Below are 16,209 nucleotides of genomic sequence, written 5' to 3'. Positions count from 1 at the left end.
GTGTAATCGGTCTATAGGAATTATCATATGAATTGACTTGGGCCGCGAAACGCCCTTGTCTGGACTTGCGGCACTCACCTGACCCGCTGTGGCGATCGGGCAGTTCAAGTTAAGGACAGCGTTTTGGTAGCCCCTTCCCCTTTCATCATCGACGAGCCGGCGTCGCAGCTCGGTCGCAACCTTACTTACGGTCTGCTTGATAGCATCGGGCGCGCGATCGTGACGGGCAAGTTTGACAACGCTGTCTTCCCCACCGAAGCGGAACTTGCCAAACAGCACGGCGTCAGCCGCTCGGTCACGCGTGAAGCCGTGAAGATGTTGACGGCGAAGGGACTTCTGAGCGCGCGGCCACGGCAGGGAACCACGATCCAGCCGACCTCTTCGTGGAACCTGTTCGATACCGATGTGCTGCGCTGGATGCTGGAACGGCAGCTTTCAGTGGACCTGCTTCGCCAGTTCAACGAACTGCGCGTCGCGGTCGAGCCCGAGGCTGCCGCGCTGGCGGCACAAGTGGCGGACGAGGACGACATCAAGCGGATCGACGAGGGTCTGCAGCGCATGCAGGCGGCCGAGCGCGGGCTCGATGAAGCGCTGGATGCGGACATCGCGTTTCACGTGGCCGTGCTGCGCGCATCGAAGAACCCTTTCTACATTCAGCTGCGCGACGTGGTGAGCACGGCGCTACGCACCTCCATTCGCTTCACCAACCGCATCAAGGGCCGCACGGCGGATGTGGCGGAGCATGCCAAAGTCCGCGATGCGATCGCCGCGCGCGATCCCCAGGCCGCACGGGTCGCGATGCGCCGCATTATCGGGGACGTGCTCGTCCTGATCGAGGATCGCTCGCCTTTGGAAGAGTGAGCCTGCACTTCCTCAGGAACTCCATGTCCAGTCGGCGGCGGCGGCCCGGCAACTGCCGCCAGCCTGCCCCGCACGGCCGCGCAGGACGCGGCCTGTGCCGGCGCCCGTTGCTTTGCCGCCGCGCAGCGCGAAGCCGCCGTTGACGATCACGTCACTCACCCCGGTCGCCAGTCGTTCGGGCTGATCATAGGTCGCATGGTCGGTGATCGTCGCGGGATCGAACACGACGACATCGGCGAACACGCCCGCCTTCAGCCGGCCGCGGTCGGCAAGCGACAGGTTATCCGCCGGCAGGCTGGTCAGCCGGCGTACGGCTTCCGCCAAGGTCAGGTCCTTGGTATCGCGCACGTAATGCCCCAGCAGGCGCGCGAAGTTGCCATAGGCGCGCGGATGGTGCTTGGAGAGCAGGAACACGCCTTCCGGCGCCGGCGCTTCCTCATCGGAGCCGAAACTCATCCACGGCAGCTTGATGGAGCGGCGGACATTGTCCTCGCTCATCAGGAAATAGGCGACGCCGACCCGCGTGCCGTCCTCGACGACGAGGTCCATCGCCGTCTCTTCCGGGCTCTTGCCGCGCATCCTGGCCACTTCGGCAAGGCTCTTGCCGGTCAGCGGTTTCAGCGCCGGATTCTTGAAGGCCAGCAGGATCGTGCCTTCCGCCCCCGCCCCGGCATAGAGGTTTTCCCAGCTGGCCGGGTGTGCGGTGCGCATTTCGGCGGCGACCTTGGCGCGCGTGGCCGGGTCTTTCAGGCGCGCAGACCATTCCTGATAGCCCCCGGCCTGTACCCACGGAGGCATTGCGGCGTCGAGGCCGGTGGCGCCCGCCGTGTAGTTGTACATGTTGGCGGAAATGCGCGTGCCCCGCGCCCGCGCCGCCTCGATCATGCCCACGACGCTGTCGAACTTGCCCCAGTTGTCGCGGCCGGCCAGCTTGAAGTGATAGATTTCGGCAGGGGCGCCGGAATATTCGGCAATATCGATGGTTTCCTGCACCGCCTGTTCGATGCGGTCGCCCTCGCTGCGCATGTGCACCGTGTAGATGCCGCCGCACTGCGCGGAGACCTTGGCCAGCGCCTTCAACTCATCCGTATGCGCGAACGTCGCCGGCGTGTAGATCAGCGCGTCGGTAAGCCCCAGCGCGCCCTGCTCCATCGCTTCCCGCACAAGGCGCTGCATCGTCGCCATCTGCGCCGCATCGGGCTGCACGTCGTTGGCGCCCAGCACCGCTTCGCGCACCGTGCCCGCACTGACGAACGAGGCGACATTGGGCGCGATCGGCCGCGCCTCAAGCCGCTTGAAGTATTCGCCCAGCGTCGTCCAGTCGACATCGTAATGATAGTCGCCCTGCTGGTCGGTCATGTCCTTCTTCATCGCCGGGCTCAGCGGGCCCATCGAGATTTCGCCCATAACCTCCAGCGTCACGCCCTGCGCCAGATCGGACAGCGCACGGCCATCGATCAGCAGGCTCTGTTCGGGATGGGCGAGCATGTTGATGAAACCGGGCGCCACGGCCTTGCCGCTGGCGTCCAGTTCCGCCTTCGCCCGCCCGTCCACATGCGGCGCCACCGCGACGATGCGGTCACCGCGAATGGCGACGTCGCCCCGGTAGGGTGTGCCGCCCGAACCATCGTAGATCGTGCCGTTCCGGACGATCAGGTCGTACGCTTCCGGCGGCGCAGCACCGATCAGGGCGATCGAAGCCGCGGAAAGGGCGAAAGCCAGCAACGGCCGCTTCATCGGGCGGCCTCCGCTGTGGCAGCTTGCGGCGTGAACAGCAGGTCCTGATAGTCGAAGCTGAAATCGGCGATGGGAGACACCGGCTTCATGGTGATCTGCGAAACCTTCCCTTCCGCATCGAGATTGAAGGTCAGATAGGCCGGCTCGATCGCCGGATCGTCGAACTTCGCGATGAAAGTATCGTATTGGTAATGCGTCAACTTGCCGGTCATCCCCGGCGTCGTCGTGAAATCGACCGAGAGGCCCTTGCCGACCGGCGCCACCTTCAGCGTGCCGTACCAGGGATCGGCGTAGCTGCCGGCATAGCGGGCCACGGGCAGCGATGGACCGACCTTTGCCGGCGCGGCGCCCTTCTGCTGCACTGCCGCCTGCGCGCCGGCGATGCGCGTGCGGCGGAACTCGCCGAAGCGGCTGGGCCAGTCCTGCGCGGGTTGGCCGATATAGTGATCGATCAACTCGTACATCAGGCCCATGCGGGGTTCGAGTTCCTCGCTGTTGACGGTGATGGCAAAGCCCACGTCGCGGTCCGGTATCATCACGACGATCGTGGTGAAACCGAACAGGCCGCCCGAATGCCAGACGAGCTTGGCGCCCTTGTAATCGCGCACTTCCCAGCCCAGCGCATAGGCATCGTAGCCCGGCGTGATGCCGGAAATCGGCGCGGGCATGGGGGAGATCGGGATCGGCGTTACCGGCGTCCACATCTCTTTCGCGGCCGCTTCGCTGAACAGGCGGCCCTTGCCGTCCGGCAGCGCGCCGTGGGCAAGCTGGATCTGCAGCCAGCGTGCCAGATCGTTGGCGCTGGCGGCCAGCAGCCCAGCCGGCGCGCCGGCCTGCCCCAGCCGGTCATGCTCGTCCAGCAGCTTCATCGGCCCGGTGCCGCGCACCAGTTCGCCATAGCGGGCATGCGGATGCGCGCGGTCCGGCGCGGAGAGCTGCACCGCCATGTCGGCCGTCGCATCCGGCAGGCCGGCGGGCTTGAAGACGTTGTCCCGCATGAAGTCTTCGTAGCTTTGCCCGCTCACCGCCTCGATCACCGCGCCCGCGACGATGTAGAGGATGTTGTCATAGGCATAGGCCGAGCGGAAACTGGTGGCCGGCTTGATATAGCGCAACCGCTTGACGATCTCCGCACGCGACAGCTTGCCGCGCGGCACCATCAGCAGATCGCCCGCGCCAAGGCCCAACCCGCTGCGGTGGACCAGCAGATCGCGCACCGTCATTTCGCGCGTGACCCAGGAATCGTACATACGGAAATCGGGCAGGTGATCGATCACCTTGTCGTCCCAGTTCAGCTTGCCCGCATCGACCAGCCGGGCCAGCGCGGCGCTGGTGAAGGCCTTGCCGGTAGAGCCGATCATGAACAGCGTATCGGCGTCCACTTTCTCCGGCGATCCCAACTTGCGCACGCCGAAGCCCTTGGCGAAGACCACCTGCCCATGTTCGACGATCGCCACCGACATGCCCGGCGTGCCGGACTTTTCGCGGATTTCCTCGATCCGGGCGTCCAGGTCCGGCGGCGGCGCGGCGAAGGCCGGTTGGGCGGCGAGCAGCAATCCGCCCAATGCGGCGGCATATCTGAATGTCATTGGGCGATCTCCAAAGGGGCGCCGGGCCGGCGGCGCAGCAGGACCACAAGCAGCAGCGGAACGACGTAAAGAGCGATCAGCGCCCAAGCGAGCGCGGAATAGCCGGAGGCGATCAGGGTCACGAGGCCGACCCGGTCCGCGATCAACATGCAGGGCGCCAGCACCGCCAGCGCCGCGCCGGCACGCAGCCACGGGCCCAGCACGATGCCGGTGCGCGCAATCCGCTCGTTCACCGCATGAACCGCGCCGGTGCCGCTTTCCAGCAGGGCGGTGAAGATCATGAACTGGAACAGGATATGGAAGGCCGGATGCCCGATCCGCGTCAGCATGTAGTCCGAAGGCAGCACCGCATCGGCGATGCCCGGCAGGAAGGCAGTCATCGCCAGAAAGAAGATCAACGCCGGGATCATCGCCAGCGGGCCGGCCAGCAGACCGGCAACCACGGCATCGCTGCCTTTGCGGAAATGGCGCGTTACCGGCAGCACGATCACCGCACCGATGATGTTGTATCCGGCATAGATCACGCCGCCGCTGGCCCAATCGCCGCTCGGCCCGGACGCGTGGGCAAAGGCCGCCCCGATCCGCTCGCCCGTGCCGGACAGGATCAGCACGAAGAACACTGCGTATGTCGCGTAGAGCAGGATCGAGACCCACAGGAAGACCCGCTCCACCCCCCGGTTGCCGAAGGCGACGCAGGCGACGATCGCGAACATCAGGGCCAAGGTGCCCAGGATCGCCGGTACGCCCAGCGTGGCCGCTGCGATGGCGCCCGCCGCCGCGCCGAACACGGCAAGGATCAGCACGATGAACACCGCATACGTGATCTCGAACAGCACCCAGCCGCGGCTCAGCAGTGCTTCAAAGAAATGGCGATAATCCCGCGCGCCGATCGCATGGGCCAAGCGGAACGTGGCGGCCGCAACCAGCGACCAGATCGCCATCGCCAATGCCATCGCCGCCAGCCCGCCCCATGGCCCTGCCGGCAGGAAGAACTGCGCGATTTCCCGCCCCGTGGCATAGCCGCCACCGATGATCACCGCCTTGAAGGCCAGCCCGGGCAGGAGGAAGCGGCGAAAGCGATCGGCGGCGCGGCTCACTCCTGCATCTCCATCATTTGCAGGCGTCAAGCAATTGCTCGAAGGTAGCGCCCCCGCGCATCGGATCCGCCGTCGGCAGGCCCAGTGCCTGCGATGTCTCGGTAATGACGCGGGCCGCTTCCGCTTCGGATAGTGTGCCGGTGTTCAGGCTGATCCCGGCGCAGCGGATTGCCGGATTGGTCAGCTTGCCCGCCATGACCGTCTGCTCGATCACTTCGGCTATCGACGGCACCGGATAATGCGCATGACCCAGGATCGCGGTGCGGCCCGGCTCATGGCAGACAATGAAGAGATCGGGCTGGCTGCCCAGCAGCAGCGCCAGCGAGACCGGAGCATAGGCGGGGTGGAACAGCGATCCCTGCCCCTCGATCACGTCGATATGATCGGGCGCGGCGGCGGGGCTGAGCAGTTCGGCGGCACCGGCGGCAAAGTCCGCTACCACGGCATCGAGCGCGAGCCCCTCGCCCGCGATCATGATACCGGTCTGGCCGCTGGCGCGGAAGCTGGCGTCCAGACCGCGTGCGGCAAGGCCCCGTGCGATGGCGAGCGCGGTGTACTTCTTGCCCAGCGCGCAATCGGTGCCGACGGTCAGAATGCGGCGCCCCGGACGCTTGTGTCCGCTGGCGATCGGCAGGCCGGGCGGGGGCGTACGCAGATCGTGCAGGTTCCGCCCCAGCCGCGCCGCCGCATCGCGCAGCGCGGGAATATCGGCCATCCGGGCGTGCATCCCGGCCACGAGGTCCAGCCCCGCCTCCAGCGCGTCCAGCAGTGCCGGCATCCAGCTATCGGGGATCACCCCGCCCTGGTTGGCGACGCCGATCACCATCGCCCGCGCCCCGCGCGCCGCCGCCTCTTGCGGCGTGAGCGGCGTAAGCCCTGTGCTGACGGTGGCGGTGGGCAAGGCATACTCACCGATGCAGCGCTCGCCCGCCCAGTCGCGCAGACCGAACGCGGTCTTGGCGAACCCGGCGATGGTCGTATCGCCCAGGAACAGGAGGTAAGGCGAGGGAAGCGCGTGCGTCAGCCCGGCACTCCCCTCGCGGCCCCCCACGGACATTGCGGAATTCACCATGGAACTTCGATCTCACATCGTGGCGTCAAGGGTGAGGCCGAAGCTGCGCGGACGGATCACGCCCACGCCGGCCGCACCATTGGGATAGCCGCCGGTATAGTCCGCGCTGATCAGGCCATGGCTGTTGCCAAGGTTCTTGGCATAGGCGGTGACCGAGAAGCGGCCGAAATCGACACCGGCGCGCAAGTCGATCACGTCATAGGCGCGCAGGCTGATCTGGCGGCCGAAGGTGGCAAGGTAGGCCGGGTTGTAGTTGCCGCTCTGCTGGCTGAGCGTGCGGATCGATCCGCCCACGAAGGCCGAAGTACTGGTGCCCATCGCCCATTCGTAATCGCCGTTTAGGCTCACGTTCCACTTGGGAACGAAGGGCAGCGCATCGCCCTTGCTGCCGCCGACCAGCAGCGGATCGGTATCGGCGGTAAGACGGGCATGCGTATAGGCGCCGTTCAGCGAGAAGGTCAGCCCGCGTACCGGGCGCATGCTGGCGGTGAATTCGAAGCCGTCGCTCTTGGCCGAACCGCCATTGGTGTTGACGCCATAATCGTTGATCACGGCCAGCAACTGGATGTCCTTCCAGTCGATGTGGAAGGCGGCAATGTCGATGGCGAAAGTCCGGTCCGCCGTTTCCGCCTTCACGCCCAGTTCGTAGCTGATCAGCGAGTCCGAATCGTAAGTGGACGGCGTGCCGGCAGGGGCACCCGGCGGGATCAGGTTGGGGCCGCCGGGGCGGAAGCCCTTGGCGACGCGGCCGTAGATCGATGCGCTCTTGCTCAGCTTGAACTTGGGCGCGGCCGACCAGGTGAACACGCCCTCCTTCGACTTGGCGCTGAGGGCATCGGCCGCCAGCAGACCCTCGCCGCCTTGCGAGGCGCTCTGGTCGTTGTGGCTGTAGCGTCCGCCGAACGTGAAGTCGAAACGATCGCCCAGATGCAGCGTCCCGTTCGCGAAGCCGGCAAATTCCTCATACTTGGAACGCAGGAAGATGTCCGCCAGCAGCGGGAAGCCGGCCATCGGCGTCGTGGTGCCGACGTCGTAGGCCTGCAGCAGTTGCAGGATCGCGCCCTTTTCGTGGTTGTAATAGCCGCCGACCATCCATTCGAACATGCCTTCGCCCTTCGACGACAGGCGCAGTTCCTGAGTCACGCGCTTTACATTGGTGTTCTGTTCCAACCCGATGTCGGCGGCAGCAGTGCCCGATACCGGATCGTAGAGGCCCAGCAGCGTGCCGTACTGCACCGTGTAATCGTCGCGCAGGTGCTCCTTAAGCGTGCTGTAGCTGGTGGTCGAAAGCAGGTCCGCGAAGCCAAGATCGGCGCTGATCGTGCCGTTGTAGAGCCGGTAGGCGATATTGGTGAATTCGGGCACGAATTGCGACTGAGTGAGCCCGCCGTAGAGCGGCTTCATTCGCGCCGGATCCGCTTCCACCACGCTGGCCGCGTCGCTGTCCAGATTCTGGAGGATCGCGGTCAGGCGCACCGAAAAGCCATCGTTCGGCTTGAACAGTGCCGAAACGCGGCCGCCATAGCTCTTCGAATCGTTGATGTTCTTCGCCAGATCGGAACCGCCAGTGCCGATGGAATCGATGAAGCCGCCATAGCTGCGATAGAAGCCGGAGGCGCGGATCGCCAGATTGTTCGAGACGGGCACGTTGATCAGGGCCGATCCCATGTAGGACGCCTTGCCGCCGTCGGTGCTTTCCACGCTGCCCCGAGCGCGCGCGGCGAAGCCGTCTGTCTGCGGCTCGGTGGTGACGAACTTCATCACGCCGCCCAGCGAGCTGGCGCCGTAGAGCGTGCCTTGCGGACCGCGCAGAACCTCGATCCGCGCGACGTCGAAAGTATCGAGTTCGCCGGACAGGATGGCGGAGTTCACCAGCCCGCTGGAAGAACCGAACGGCGTTTCGTCAACATAGGTGGCGACCGTGGCGGTGGCGCCGCCGGTGTTGATGCCGCGCAGCACCACGCGCGCCTTACCGGGGTTGCTCTGCGAAACCTGCAGGCCGGGGATCAGCTTGAGATAGTCTTGGAACGTCACCGCCCCATTGCGATCCAGCGCGTCACCGGTGACGACGGAGACGGCCTGCGGCACGTCCACCAGGTTCTGCGCGCGCTTCTGCGCGGTGACGATGATTTCGCCGGGATCGTCCGTTGCACCGGTCGCTTCCTCGGCATGGGCGACACTTGCAGCGAACAGCGCCGCAGCGCTGCATGACATCGACAGAACGAGCCGAACGGTTTTCATTGCCTGTGTTCCCCCTAGAACCCTGATGCCCTGCCCGGCCGTGCCGGTGCAAATGATCTCAATCAGAAAATTATTGTCTCATTCAGAAAATTGTCAAACAGATTCGATAAAGCGGTTCCCCCGCCGATCGATCGCTGCCAGCAGCAGCGCCGCCGCTGCCGCAAGGGCCGCCAGCAGCAGAAAATAGAGCGCGTGCGGCATGCCACTCCACAATGTGCCGACCAGGCCGGCGAACAGGCTTCCGGCGAATGTCGCCAGGTACCAGGCGGCAACCGTAGTGGCACCCAGCCCTTCCGGCGCCAGGCGGGCGAAGAGGCCCAGCCCGGTCGGCAGGATGAACAGTTCACCAAGCGTCAGGATGACGAAGAACAGCGCCAGCCACAGCCAATAGGCCGTGCCGCCCATGGCCGCGATTCCGGCCAGCAGCAGATAAGCGCCGCCCACGATCAGTGCGCCAGCGGCCATGCGACGGACGGGACGCTCACTGCCACCCGCCTGCGCGCGGCGGCGCCAGAAGGCGAGCAGCGAAGGCGTCATCGCCATGACCAGCAGCGGGTTGAGCGACTGAAACCAGGTCATCGGGATGATCCAACTGCCTAACCGCCGGTCCACGCCGCTGTCGGCCCAGAGCGCGACGGTATTGCCCACTTGCTCGTAAGCGCCGCGAAACACAGTGACGGACAGCGCAACGCAAAGGAGCAGCAGCAAGGTGCCGCGCGGAAACCGGGCGCGCGGCAGCGCGTGGCGTTCGACCACGGGATGCCGCGCCTGTTCGGGCAAGTGGCGCTGCCCCCAGAGGTAGATGCACAGGCCCAGCACCATGCCGATCCCGGCCGCGCCGAAACCCCAGTGCCAGCCGTAAAGCTCGCCCAGCGTGCCGCAGATCAGTGGCGCCAGAAAGCCGCCTATGTTCACGCCGACGTAATACACGTTGTAGGCCCATCCCACGCGCGGATCGCCCGGCTCGTACAGATCGTCGATCTGGCTTGGCAGGCTGGGCAGGAACAGCCCGTTGCCCAATGCGATGGTGGTGAGCGCAAGGTAGAACAGCGGCTCGAATGCCATCATGAAATGGCCGAGCGCCATGATCGAGCCGCCGATGACGATGGCCCGCCGCTTGCCAAGGTAGCGGTCCGCCACCACCCCGCCGACGATCGGGGTGAAGTAGGCGCAGGCGGTGTAGATCCCGTAGATCAGCGAGGCCTTTTCCTGCCCCAGCAGCAGTTCGCGGGTCATGTAATAGACCAGCAGCGCACGCATGCCGTAGTAGGAGAACTGTTCCCACATATTGGTGAGGAACAGCACGGTCAGCCCGCGCGGCTGGCCGAACCATGTGCGCGTCTTTGCCCCCGGCCCTGATACCGCCCCCGTTCCCGCCCCCGTCATGCCCGACCGGAGCCCCAGACGTCTTCGGAGGCGAAAAGCGTGCCGTCAGCATAAGTCACCGAGGGCCTGCGGTCCTGCTCCAGGAACGTCGGCCCGTCGAGATCGACGAGATCGGCAATCTGGCCCAGCACGAAGCCGGGCGCCGTCGCCAGACTGGTGCCGACCATGGTGCCGACCATCACGCCAAGGCCAAGGCGGCGCGCTTCCGCCGCCATCAGCAGCCCTTCGGTAAGCCCGCCGCACTTGTCGAGCTTGATGTTGACGACATCGAAGCGGCCTTTTGCGCCGGCCACGTCCGCAAGGCAGATCAGGCTCTCGTCCCCGGCGATGGGCACGGGCGAGACGAAGTCCTCCAGTTCCGCCTCGGCACCACGCGGCAGCGGCTGTTCCAGCAGCGCCACGCCGTGCTCGACAAGACCGGCGACCAAAGCCTCCAGATCGCCGCGCGCAAAGCCCTGATTACCATCCACGCCCAGCCAGACATCCGGACGCGCAGCGCGGATTGCAGCGACGCGGGCCAGATCGAGTTCGACTTCGCCGGTCAGCTTGACCTTGATCGAGCGGGCGCCGACATAGCTCTTCGCCTTGGCGGCCATCGCCTCTGGCGTATCGGCACTGACCGTGAAAGTGGTGACGATCGGGCCGGGCGCTTCCTCCAGCCCCGCCAGTGCCCAGACCGGTTTTCCAGCGCGGGCCGCTTCCAGATCCCAGAGCGCGGCATCCACCGCGTTGCGCGCGCCGCCGGGCGGCAGGATCGCGCGCAATTCCTCGCGGCTTGGCCCGGCTTCTATCGCCGCCCGCGCGCCCTCGATCTGGCCGCGCATGTGGGCCAGATCGTCGCCGAGGTAATAAACTCCGGCAGCCTCCCCGTGGCCGCGATACGTGCCGTCGTCGAGCGTGACGACAAGAACGTCCGCCGTCTCGAAAACATAACCCGCAATGCGGAACGGCTCGGCCAGCCGCAGCGTATCGGTTTCGACGTGAAGCTGCAGCATCAGTACATCACCGAGGGTACGAGGAGGTGGAAGACCAGCGCGACGTAGAGCGGAACCAGCGCGGCCAGGACGACCAGCACGCTCCAGGTCTTGGCCGGCCAGCGGCGGCCATCGCGCCACGTTAGCACAGCATTCCAGACCGCAGCGGCAACCATGCCGAAGAAGGCGATTGCGCTGGCGCCCTTCAGGAACCACAGGATGCCGTCGCTGGCGGCGCTCAGCACCGAAAGGTCGGAGAAGGCGCTGATGATGAAGGCCGTCCAGCCGCCGACCGCAGCCAGCGTCAGCAAGGCGCCCAGCCGCGTGGCGCGGTAGGCCATGCGGGCCTTGCCCGCCACCTTCAGCGGCGCGGCGAAGCGCCAGCGCGTGAAGGCGGTAACCGGCCACGACAGGAAGGTCAGCAGCAAGATTGCAAGGCTGGCGTAGATTGCCGGCATCAGCCAGGCGGAGGACCGCCATGCGGATACCCGATCGAACACGGTGAAGGGCGCAACCAGATCGAAGCTCCACCGCACGACCTTGCCGTCCACCACTTGCGCGGCAAGGCGATCGTGACCGCCGCGTTCATGCCAGACGAAGGGTTCGACCTCCTCCCACTTCTCAAGCCCGCCGCCGGCGGTCTTCAGCGAAGGCACCAGCAGGCCGCCGTCCTTGTCCACGCCGACTTCGGTCTGGCCAAAGAGGTTCAGCACGTCGACGAAGTTGGAATGACCGCGGCGGCTGCTGTCCCACAGTCCGGAAATCAATCTGGCGTGCTCTGCGGCGGTCTTCGCATCGACCTTTGCGGCCTTGGCGGCCGGGGCCGCCGGGAAATAGCGATCGGCGAAATCCTGGAACAGTTGCAGGCGCACGGTATGCGCGCCGCCTTCCTTGCCGGCACTGTTGAACGAGACGTAGAAGCCCACGCCCTCCTTCATGAACAAGTGCAGCGAGGTGTGGAAATTGTTGGTGTCGCCCAGATGGCCGATCACTTCGCGGCCGTTGATATTGGTTTCGAAGAAGCCCAGTTGCATACGGTTCAGCGGCGGCACCAGCGAGACGGGATTGACCTTGTCCAGCGGGCTGTTGTGCATCATCGCCGCCGTTTCCGGCTTCAGCAGGCCCCGGCCGTTCTGCAGGTGCGCGATCATGAACTTGGCCATGTCCAGCCCGGAAGCGGACAGCGAGCCGGCCGGTGCCGGGATCACGACCTCGAACGGTTCAGCATCCTTCGAGGCACGCGGATAGCCGGTCGCCACCAGCGGCTTCAGGCTGGCCGGCAGCGGCTGGCGGAAGCTGGCCGTCTTCATGTCGAGCGGTTTGAAGACATGGGCTTCGACATAATCGTCGAACGCCATGCCTGACGTGCGCTCGACCACGTAACCGGCCAGTGAAGTGGCCCAGTTGGAATAGGCGGGCGTGGTGCCGGCGTCGAAGATCCGCGTCGGCGTCCAGCGCTTCAGGTAGGCGCCCAGCGGGATCAGGCCGTCCTGCTTGTCGGTGATGAGGTCCTTCATCGCCTCTTCGAAGCCCGCCGTGTGCGTCATGATCTGGCGCATGGTGACCGGCTTGCCATTGCGGGGCGGGATCTTGAAATCGAGGTAGGTGTTGATGTCCGCGTCGAGATCGATCTTGCCCGCTTCCACCTGCTGCATCACTGCAGTCCAGGTCACCAGCTTGGAAACCGAGCCCGGACGGAACAGCGTGGTGGCGGGATCGACCGGCTTGCGATGGGCGATATCGGCAAAGCCGTAACCGCGCGCAGAGATGACCTGACCGTCCTTGACAACGGTCACAACGGCACCTGCAAGGTCATTGCTGCGCAGGGCGAAGGGCATGTAGCCATCGAGCCAGGCGTCGACATCGGCGGCGTTCAGATCGCGCGCGCCGGTCGGGCCGGCAGGGGGCATCACGATCGGTGCGGACGGCAATGCGGCCGATGTGGCGCCGTCCGTCGGCAGGGCCGGCTTGCCGACAGGCAGCCCGCTTTTCGTCTCAGGCACTTGCGCCGTCACCATCGCGCCGCCGGCGGCAAGCGCGGCGATCAGCCCTGCTGCGAGAATTCCCTTCGTACGTCCCCGGTTCATTGGCCCCACCCTTTTCGTATCCCCGTTGCGCGCGACGCGATGCGTCGATACAGTTGGGGAAAGTTTCTCCAATCGGGTGATTGTTATCCTGATTGGAAAATTCGTCAATGGGCTGAAAGGAATCCAGTTTGCCCGATACGCCGTCGACGCTTGGAACCCTGCTGCGCGGGTTGCGGGCACGGGAAGGTTGGACGCTGAAGGAAATGAGCGCGCGGAGCGGAATCCCCGTCTCCACCCTCTCCAAGGTAGAGCATGACAGGCTTACGCTGACCTACGACAAGCTTCAGCTGCTGGGCCAGCGGCTGGGCATGCGCATGTCCGAACTCTTTGCCGAGGAAGGCGAGGATACCGCCCAGCCCGTCACCGCGCGGCGCAGTATTGGCGACATCGCGCAGTCCGTTCGAGTCGAAACCGCGAACTACGATTATTACTACCTCTGCACGGAACTGCGGCGAAAGCGGATGATCCCGGTGATCACCAAGATCCGCGCGCGTTCGGCGCAGCAGTTCGGCGAACTGGTGCGCCATTCGGGCGAGGAATTCATCTACGTGCTGAGCGGCAGCATCGTCGTGGAGACCGAATTCTACGATCCGATCACGCTGGAGGCCGGCCAGTCGCTCTACATCGATTCGAGCATGGGCCACGCCTATTTGGCGGCGGAAGGGTGTGAGGAGGCCGAAGTGCTGGGCGTGATGTCCAGTTCCGACGACACCCTGATGGAAGCCATGCTGCATATCCACGAGGAACAGCGGCAAAACGCGGCGAACGAGGATGCCCCTCCCGCCCGTCCCTCCCGCACCAAGAAGGTGAAATGATGCGCGCTGCAAATGCCCTGTTCGCGACCCTGCTGTTCGCCTCTGCCACCGTTTCCGGCACCGCTTCCGCAGCTCCGGCGAACACCGCCGCCAAGCCGTCTGCCAATTATGCCGCCAGGGTGGCCAAGGTTCTGCGGGCGACGCCGCTGATCGACGGCCATAACGACTGGCCGGAAATGCTGCGCGAAACCGAAGGCGACAAGCGCTGGACCATGGACTTGCGCGACCTTTCGGCCAGCCCGGCGCATTACAACACCGACGTCGTTCGCCTGCGCAAGGGCATGGTGGGCGGCCAGTTCTGGTCGGTCTGGGTCTCGCCGGACTTGCCGGGAGACCGGCAGGTGCTGGAAACGCTGGAGCAGATCGACCTCGTCCGCTCCATCGTCGCGCGCTATCCGGAGACTTTCGCGCTGGCCCGCACCGCGGAAGACGTGCGCAAGGCCCATGCGGCGGGGCGCATCGCTTCTATGATCGGGGTTGAAGGCGGCGGCCAGATCGACGACAGCCTCTCCGTCCTGCGCAGCTATGCCGCGCTCGGCGCCGGGTATCTGACGCTGACCCACTCCCGCAATATCGCCTGGGCCGATTCCGCCACCGACAATCCGGAACACAACGGGCTGACGCCGTTCGGCAAGGAAGTCGTGCTGGAACTCAACCGGCTCGGCATGCTGGTGGACGTCAGCCACGTGAGCGAGGCGGTCATGCGCGATGCCATCGCCACGTCGAAAGCGCCGGTGTTCTTCTCGCACTCCAGCGCGCGCGCCATCAACGACCATCCGCGCAATGTCTCCGACGATGTGCTGCGCCTGATCGCCGCGCATGACGGCGTGGTCATGGTCAACTATGCCTCGCTCTACGTTTCGGACGCCTATCGCCACTGGTCTGCGGATGCGGCGGCGGAGAAGATCCGCCTCAATTCGCCGCCCTACGGCGGGCTCGACATCGGCCAGCCGGACAAGGCGGCGGCCGATTATGCGGCATGGCTGAAGGCCCACCCGAAGCCGCCGGTCGCGCTGGGCGAAGTGGCCGATCATATCGAGCACATCGTCAAGATCGCCGGCGTCGACCATGTCGGCATCGGTTCGGACTATGACGGGGTGGGCAACGAACTGCCGGTCGGGCTTGGGGATGTTTCGACGTATCCGGCCCTATTGGCGGAACTGATGCGCCGGGGCTGGAGCGATGCCGATATCGCCAAGCTGGCCGGGGGCAATGTGCTGCGGGTGATGGAAGCCGCCGAAAAAGTCGCAGGCGAGGCCCGCAGGCCCGGATAGAGCGGCGGGACGATCCAAAGCCTTGCCCGACATTGACCGGGAAAGCCGTTTTCGCCCAGTGTCGCCCCTGTAGTTTGCAGCCTGAAGGGGGCGGGATTGGACCGTTGGCAATCCATGAAGATCTTTGTGCGGGTGGCCGAAACAGCCAGCTTTGCGGAAACCGCACGGCAGATGCGCCTCAGCCCGCCTGCGGTGACAAGGGCGATCTCCTTCCTGGAAGACGAGATCGGCGTCAGGCTGCTCACCCGCACGACCCGTTCGGTAAAGATGACCGAGGCGGGACAGCGCTACTTCGAAGATTGCCGCCGCATCCTGGCCGACATTGCCGATGCCGAAGCCTCGGCAGCGGGATCGCACGGCAACCCTGCCGGGATGCTGACCGTCACCGGGCCGGTCATGTTCGGGCGGATGCATGTGCTGCCAGTGCTGCTGGAATATCTCGACCGCTTTCCCAACGTGACCGGCCAGACCCTGTTCGTCGATCGGCCGGTGAACATCATCGAGGAAGGCATTGATGTCGCGATCAGGATCGGCAACCTCCCGCCTTCAGGCCTCAGCGCCACGCGGGTCGGCTGGGTTCGCAGGACGATCTGCGGATCGCCGGCCTATTTCGAAAAGCACGGCGTGCCCCGTTCGCCCGGCGATCTTGCCGATCACCGGGTGATCATGCCGACCGGCGCCTGGGTGTCCCCCGAATGGCACTTCGGCCCGGACGGCGGAACCAGCGTCACCGTGCATCCGCGCCTGCTGTGCAATACGAACGAAGCGGCCATTTCAGCAGCCGAGCAAGGATGGGGGATTACCCGCGTACTGTCCTACCAGGTCGGCCCGGCGCTGGCGGACGGCCGGCTGCAATCGGTCCTGGATGATCACGAGGAAAGCCCCATTCCCGTTCACGTCGTTCATGCCGAGGGGCGACACGCCACCGCAAAAGTGCGGGCTTTCGTCGATCTCGCCGCCGAACGCCTGCGCGCCAACAGCCTGCTGCAGTGACGAATTATTCCTGCAGCAGGAATAATGACTTCCAAATCAAGTGAATTAACGCGAACACGCGTAGGAATTACATCTTCCACCAG

12 protein-coding genes are annotated in these 16,209 nt (G+C 65.4%); 4 read left to right on the top strand and 8 right to left on the bottom strand.

What is annotated here, in order from left to right; translation table 11 throughout:
* Window positions 1–123 precede the first annotated feature (123 nt).
* Window positions 124–861, top strand: a complete 738-nt coding sequence (locus ACZ1JC_RS08430) for a FadR/GntR family transcriptional regulator (RefSeq protein ID WP_465139991.1) — start codon at window positions 124–126, stop codon at window positions 859–861.
* Window positions 862–873: 12 nt separating this feature from the next.
* Here the strand turns inward: ACZ1JC_RS08430 and ACZ1JC_RS08425 are convergent, their stop codons facing one another.
* The 8 genes from ACZ1JC_RS08425 to ACZ1JC_RS08390 form a co-directional block, all read right to left on the bottom strand.
* Entirely contained in the window at window positions 874–2,598 is a 1,725-nt protein-coding gene (locus ACZ1JC_RS08425; protein WP_465139992.1) for an N-acyl-D-amino-acid deacylase family protein, read from the bottom strand.
* The gene (locus ACZ1JC_RS08420; RefSeq protein ID WP_465139993.1) at window positions 2,595–4,187 is read right to left on the bottom strand and encodes a serine hydrolase; all 1,593 of its coding nucleotides are present in this window, start codon (window positions 4,185–4,187) and stop codon (window positions 2,595–2,597) included. The genes ACZ1JC_RS08425 and ACZ1JC_RS08420 overlap by 4 nt, the downstream gene beginning before the upstream one ends.
* Window positions 4,184–5,284 carry a YkvI family membrane protein gene (locus ACZ1JC_RS08415; protein WP_465139994.1) on the bottom strand — a complete coding sequence of 367 codons (1,101 nt, stop codon included), beginning with the start codon at window positions 5,282–5,284 and terminating at the stop codon, window positions 4,184–4,186. The genes ACZ1JC_RS08420 and ACZ1JC_RS08415 overlap by 4 nt, the downstream gene beginning before the upstream one ends.
* 13 nt (window positions 5,285–5,297) lie before the next feature.
* Complete coding sequence (locus ACZ1JC_RS08410) at window positions 5,298–6,341, bottom strand: DUF1611 domain-containing protein (protein WP_465139995.1); 1,044 nt, start codon at window positions 6,339–6,341, stop codon at window positions 5,298–5,300.
* Between the two features lie 27 nt (window positions 6,342–6,368).
* The gene (locus tag ACZ1JC_RS08405) at window positions 6,369–8,597 is read right to left on the bottom strand and encodes a TonB-dependent receptor (RefSeq protein ID WP_465139996.1); all 2,229 of its coding nucleotides are present in this window, start codon (window positions 8,595–8,597) and stop codon (window positions 6,369–6,371) included.
* Between the two features lie 93 nt (window positions 8,598–8,690).
* The gene (locus ACZ1JC_RS08400) at window positions 8,691–9,983 is read right to left on the bottom strand and encodes a peptide MFS transporter (protein ID WP_465139997.1); all 1,293 of its coding nucleotides are present in this window, start codon (window positions 9,981–9,983) and stop codon (window positions 8,691–8,693) included.
* The gene (locus tag ACZ1JC_RS08395; protein WP_465139998.1) at window positions 9,980–10,978 is read right to left on the bottom strand and encodes a dipeptide epimerase; all 999 of its coding nucleotides are present in this window, start codon (window positions 10,976–10,978) and stop codon (window positions 9,980–9,982) included. The genes ACZ1JC_RS08400 and ACZ1JC_RS08395 overlap by 4 nt, the downstream gene beginning before the upstream one ends.
* Window positions 10,978–13,044 carry a serine hydrolase domain-containing protein gene (locus tag ACZ1JC_RS08390; RefSeq protein WP_465139999.1) on the bottom strand — a complete coding sequence of 689 codons (2,067 nt, stop codon included), beginning with the start codon at window positions 13,042–13,044 and terminating at the stop codon, window positions 10,978–10,980. The genes ACZ1JC_RS08395 and ACZ1JC_RS08390 overlap by 1 nt, the downstream gene beginning before the upstream one ends.
* A 128-nt stretch (window positions 13,045–13,172) precedes the next feature.
* Here ACZ1JC_RS08390 and ACZ1JC_RS08385 point away from each other — a divergent pair, with 128 nt between their 5' ends.
* From ACZ1JC_RS08385 to ACZ1JC_RS08375, 3 genes are all read left to right on the top strand, one after another.
* Window positions 13,173–13,859 (top strand): helix-turn-helix domain-containing protein, encoded by a 687-nt coding sequence (locus ACZ1JC_RS08385; protein ID WP_465140000.1) that lies wholly within the window; start codon window positions 13,173–13,175, stop codon window positions 13,857–13,859.
* On the top strand, window positions 13,859–15,133 hold the full coding sequence (locus tag ACZ1JC_RS08380; protein ID WP_465140267.1) for a dipeptidase: 1,275 nt from the start codon (window positions 13,859–13,861) through the stop codon (window positions 15,131–15,133). Before ACZ1JC_RS08385 ends, ACZ1JC_RS08380 begins: the two co-directional genes overlap by 1 nt.
* Window positions 15,134–15,247: 114 nt before the next feature.
* Window positions 15,248–16,126 (top strand): LysR family transcriptional regulator, encoded by an 879-nt coding sequence (locus tag ACZ1JC_RS08375; RefSeq protein ID WP_465140001.1) that lies wholly within the window; start codon window positions 15,248–15,250, stop codon window positions 16,124–16,126.
* Window positions 16,127–16,209 lie beyond the last annotated feature (83 nt).

The organism is Sphingomonas sp. BL-S-28, from assembly GCF_055521515.1.
Note: the sequence above shows the minus strand (reverse complement) of the source record. Positions and strands in the feature narration are given on the sequence as shown.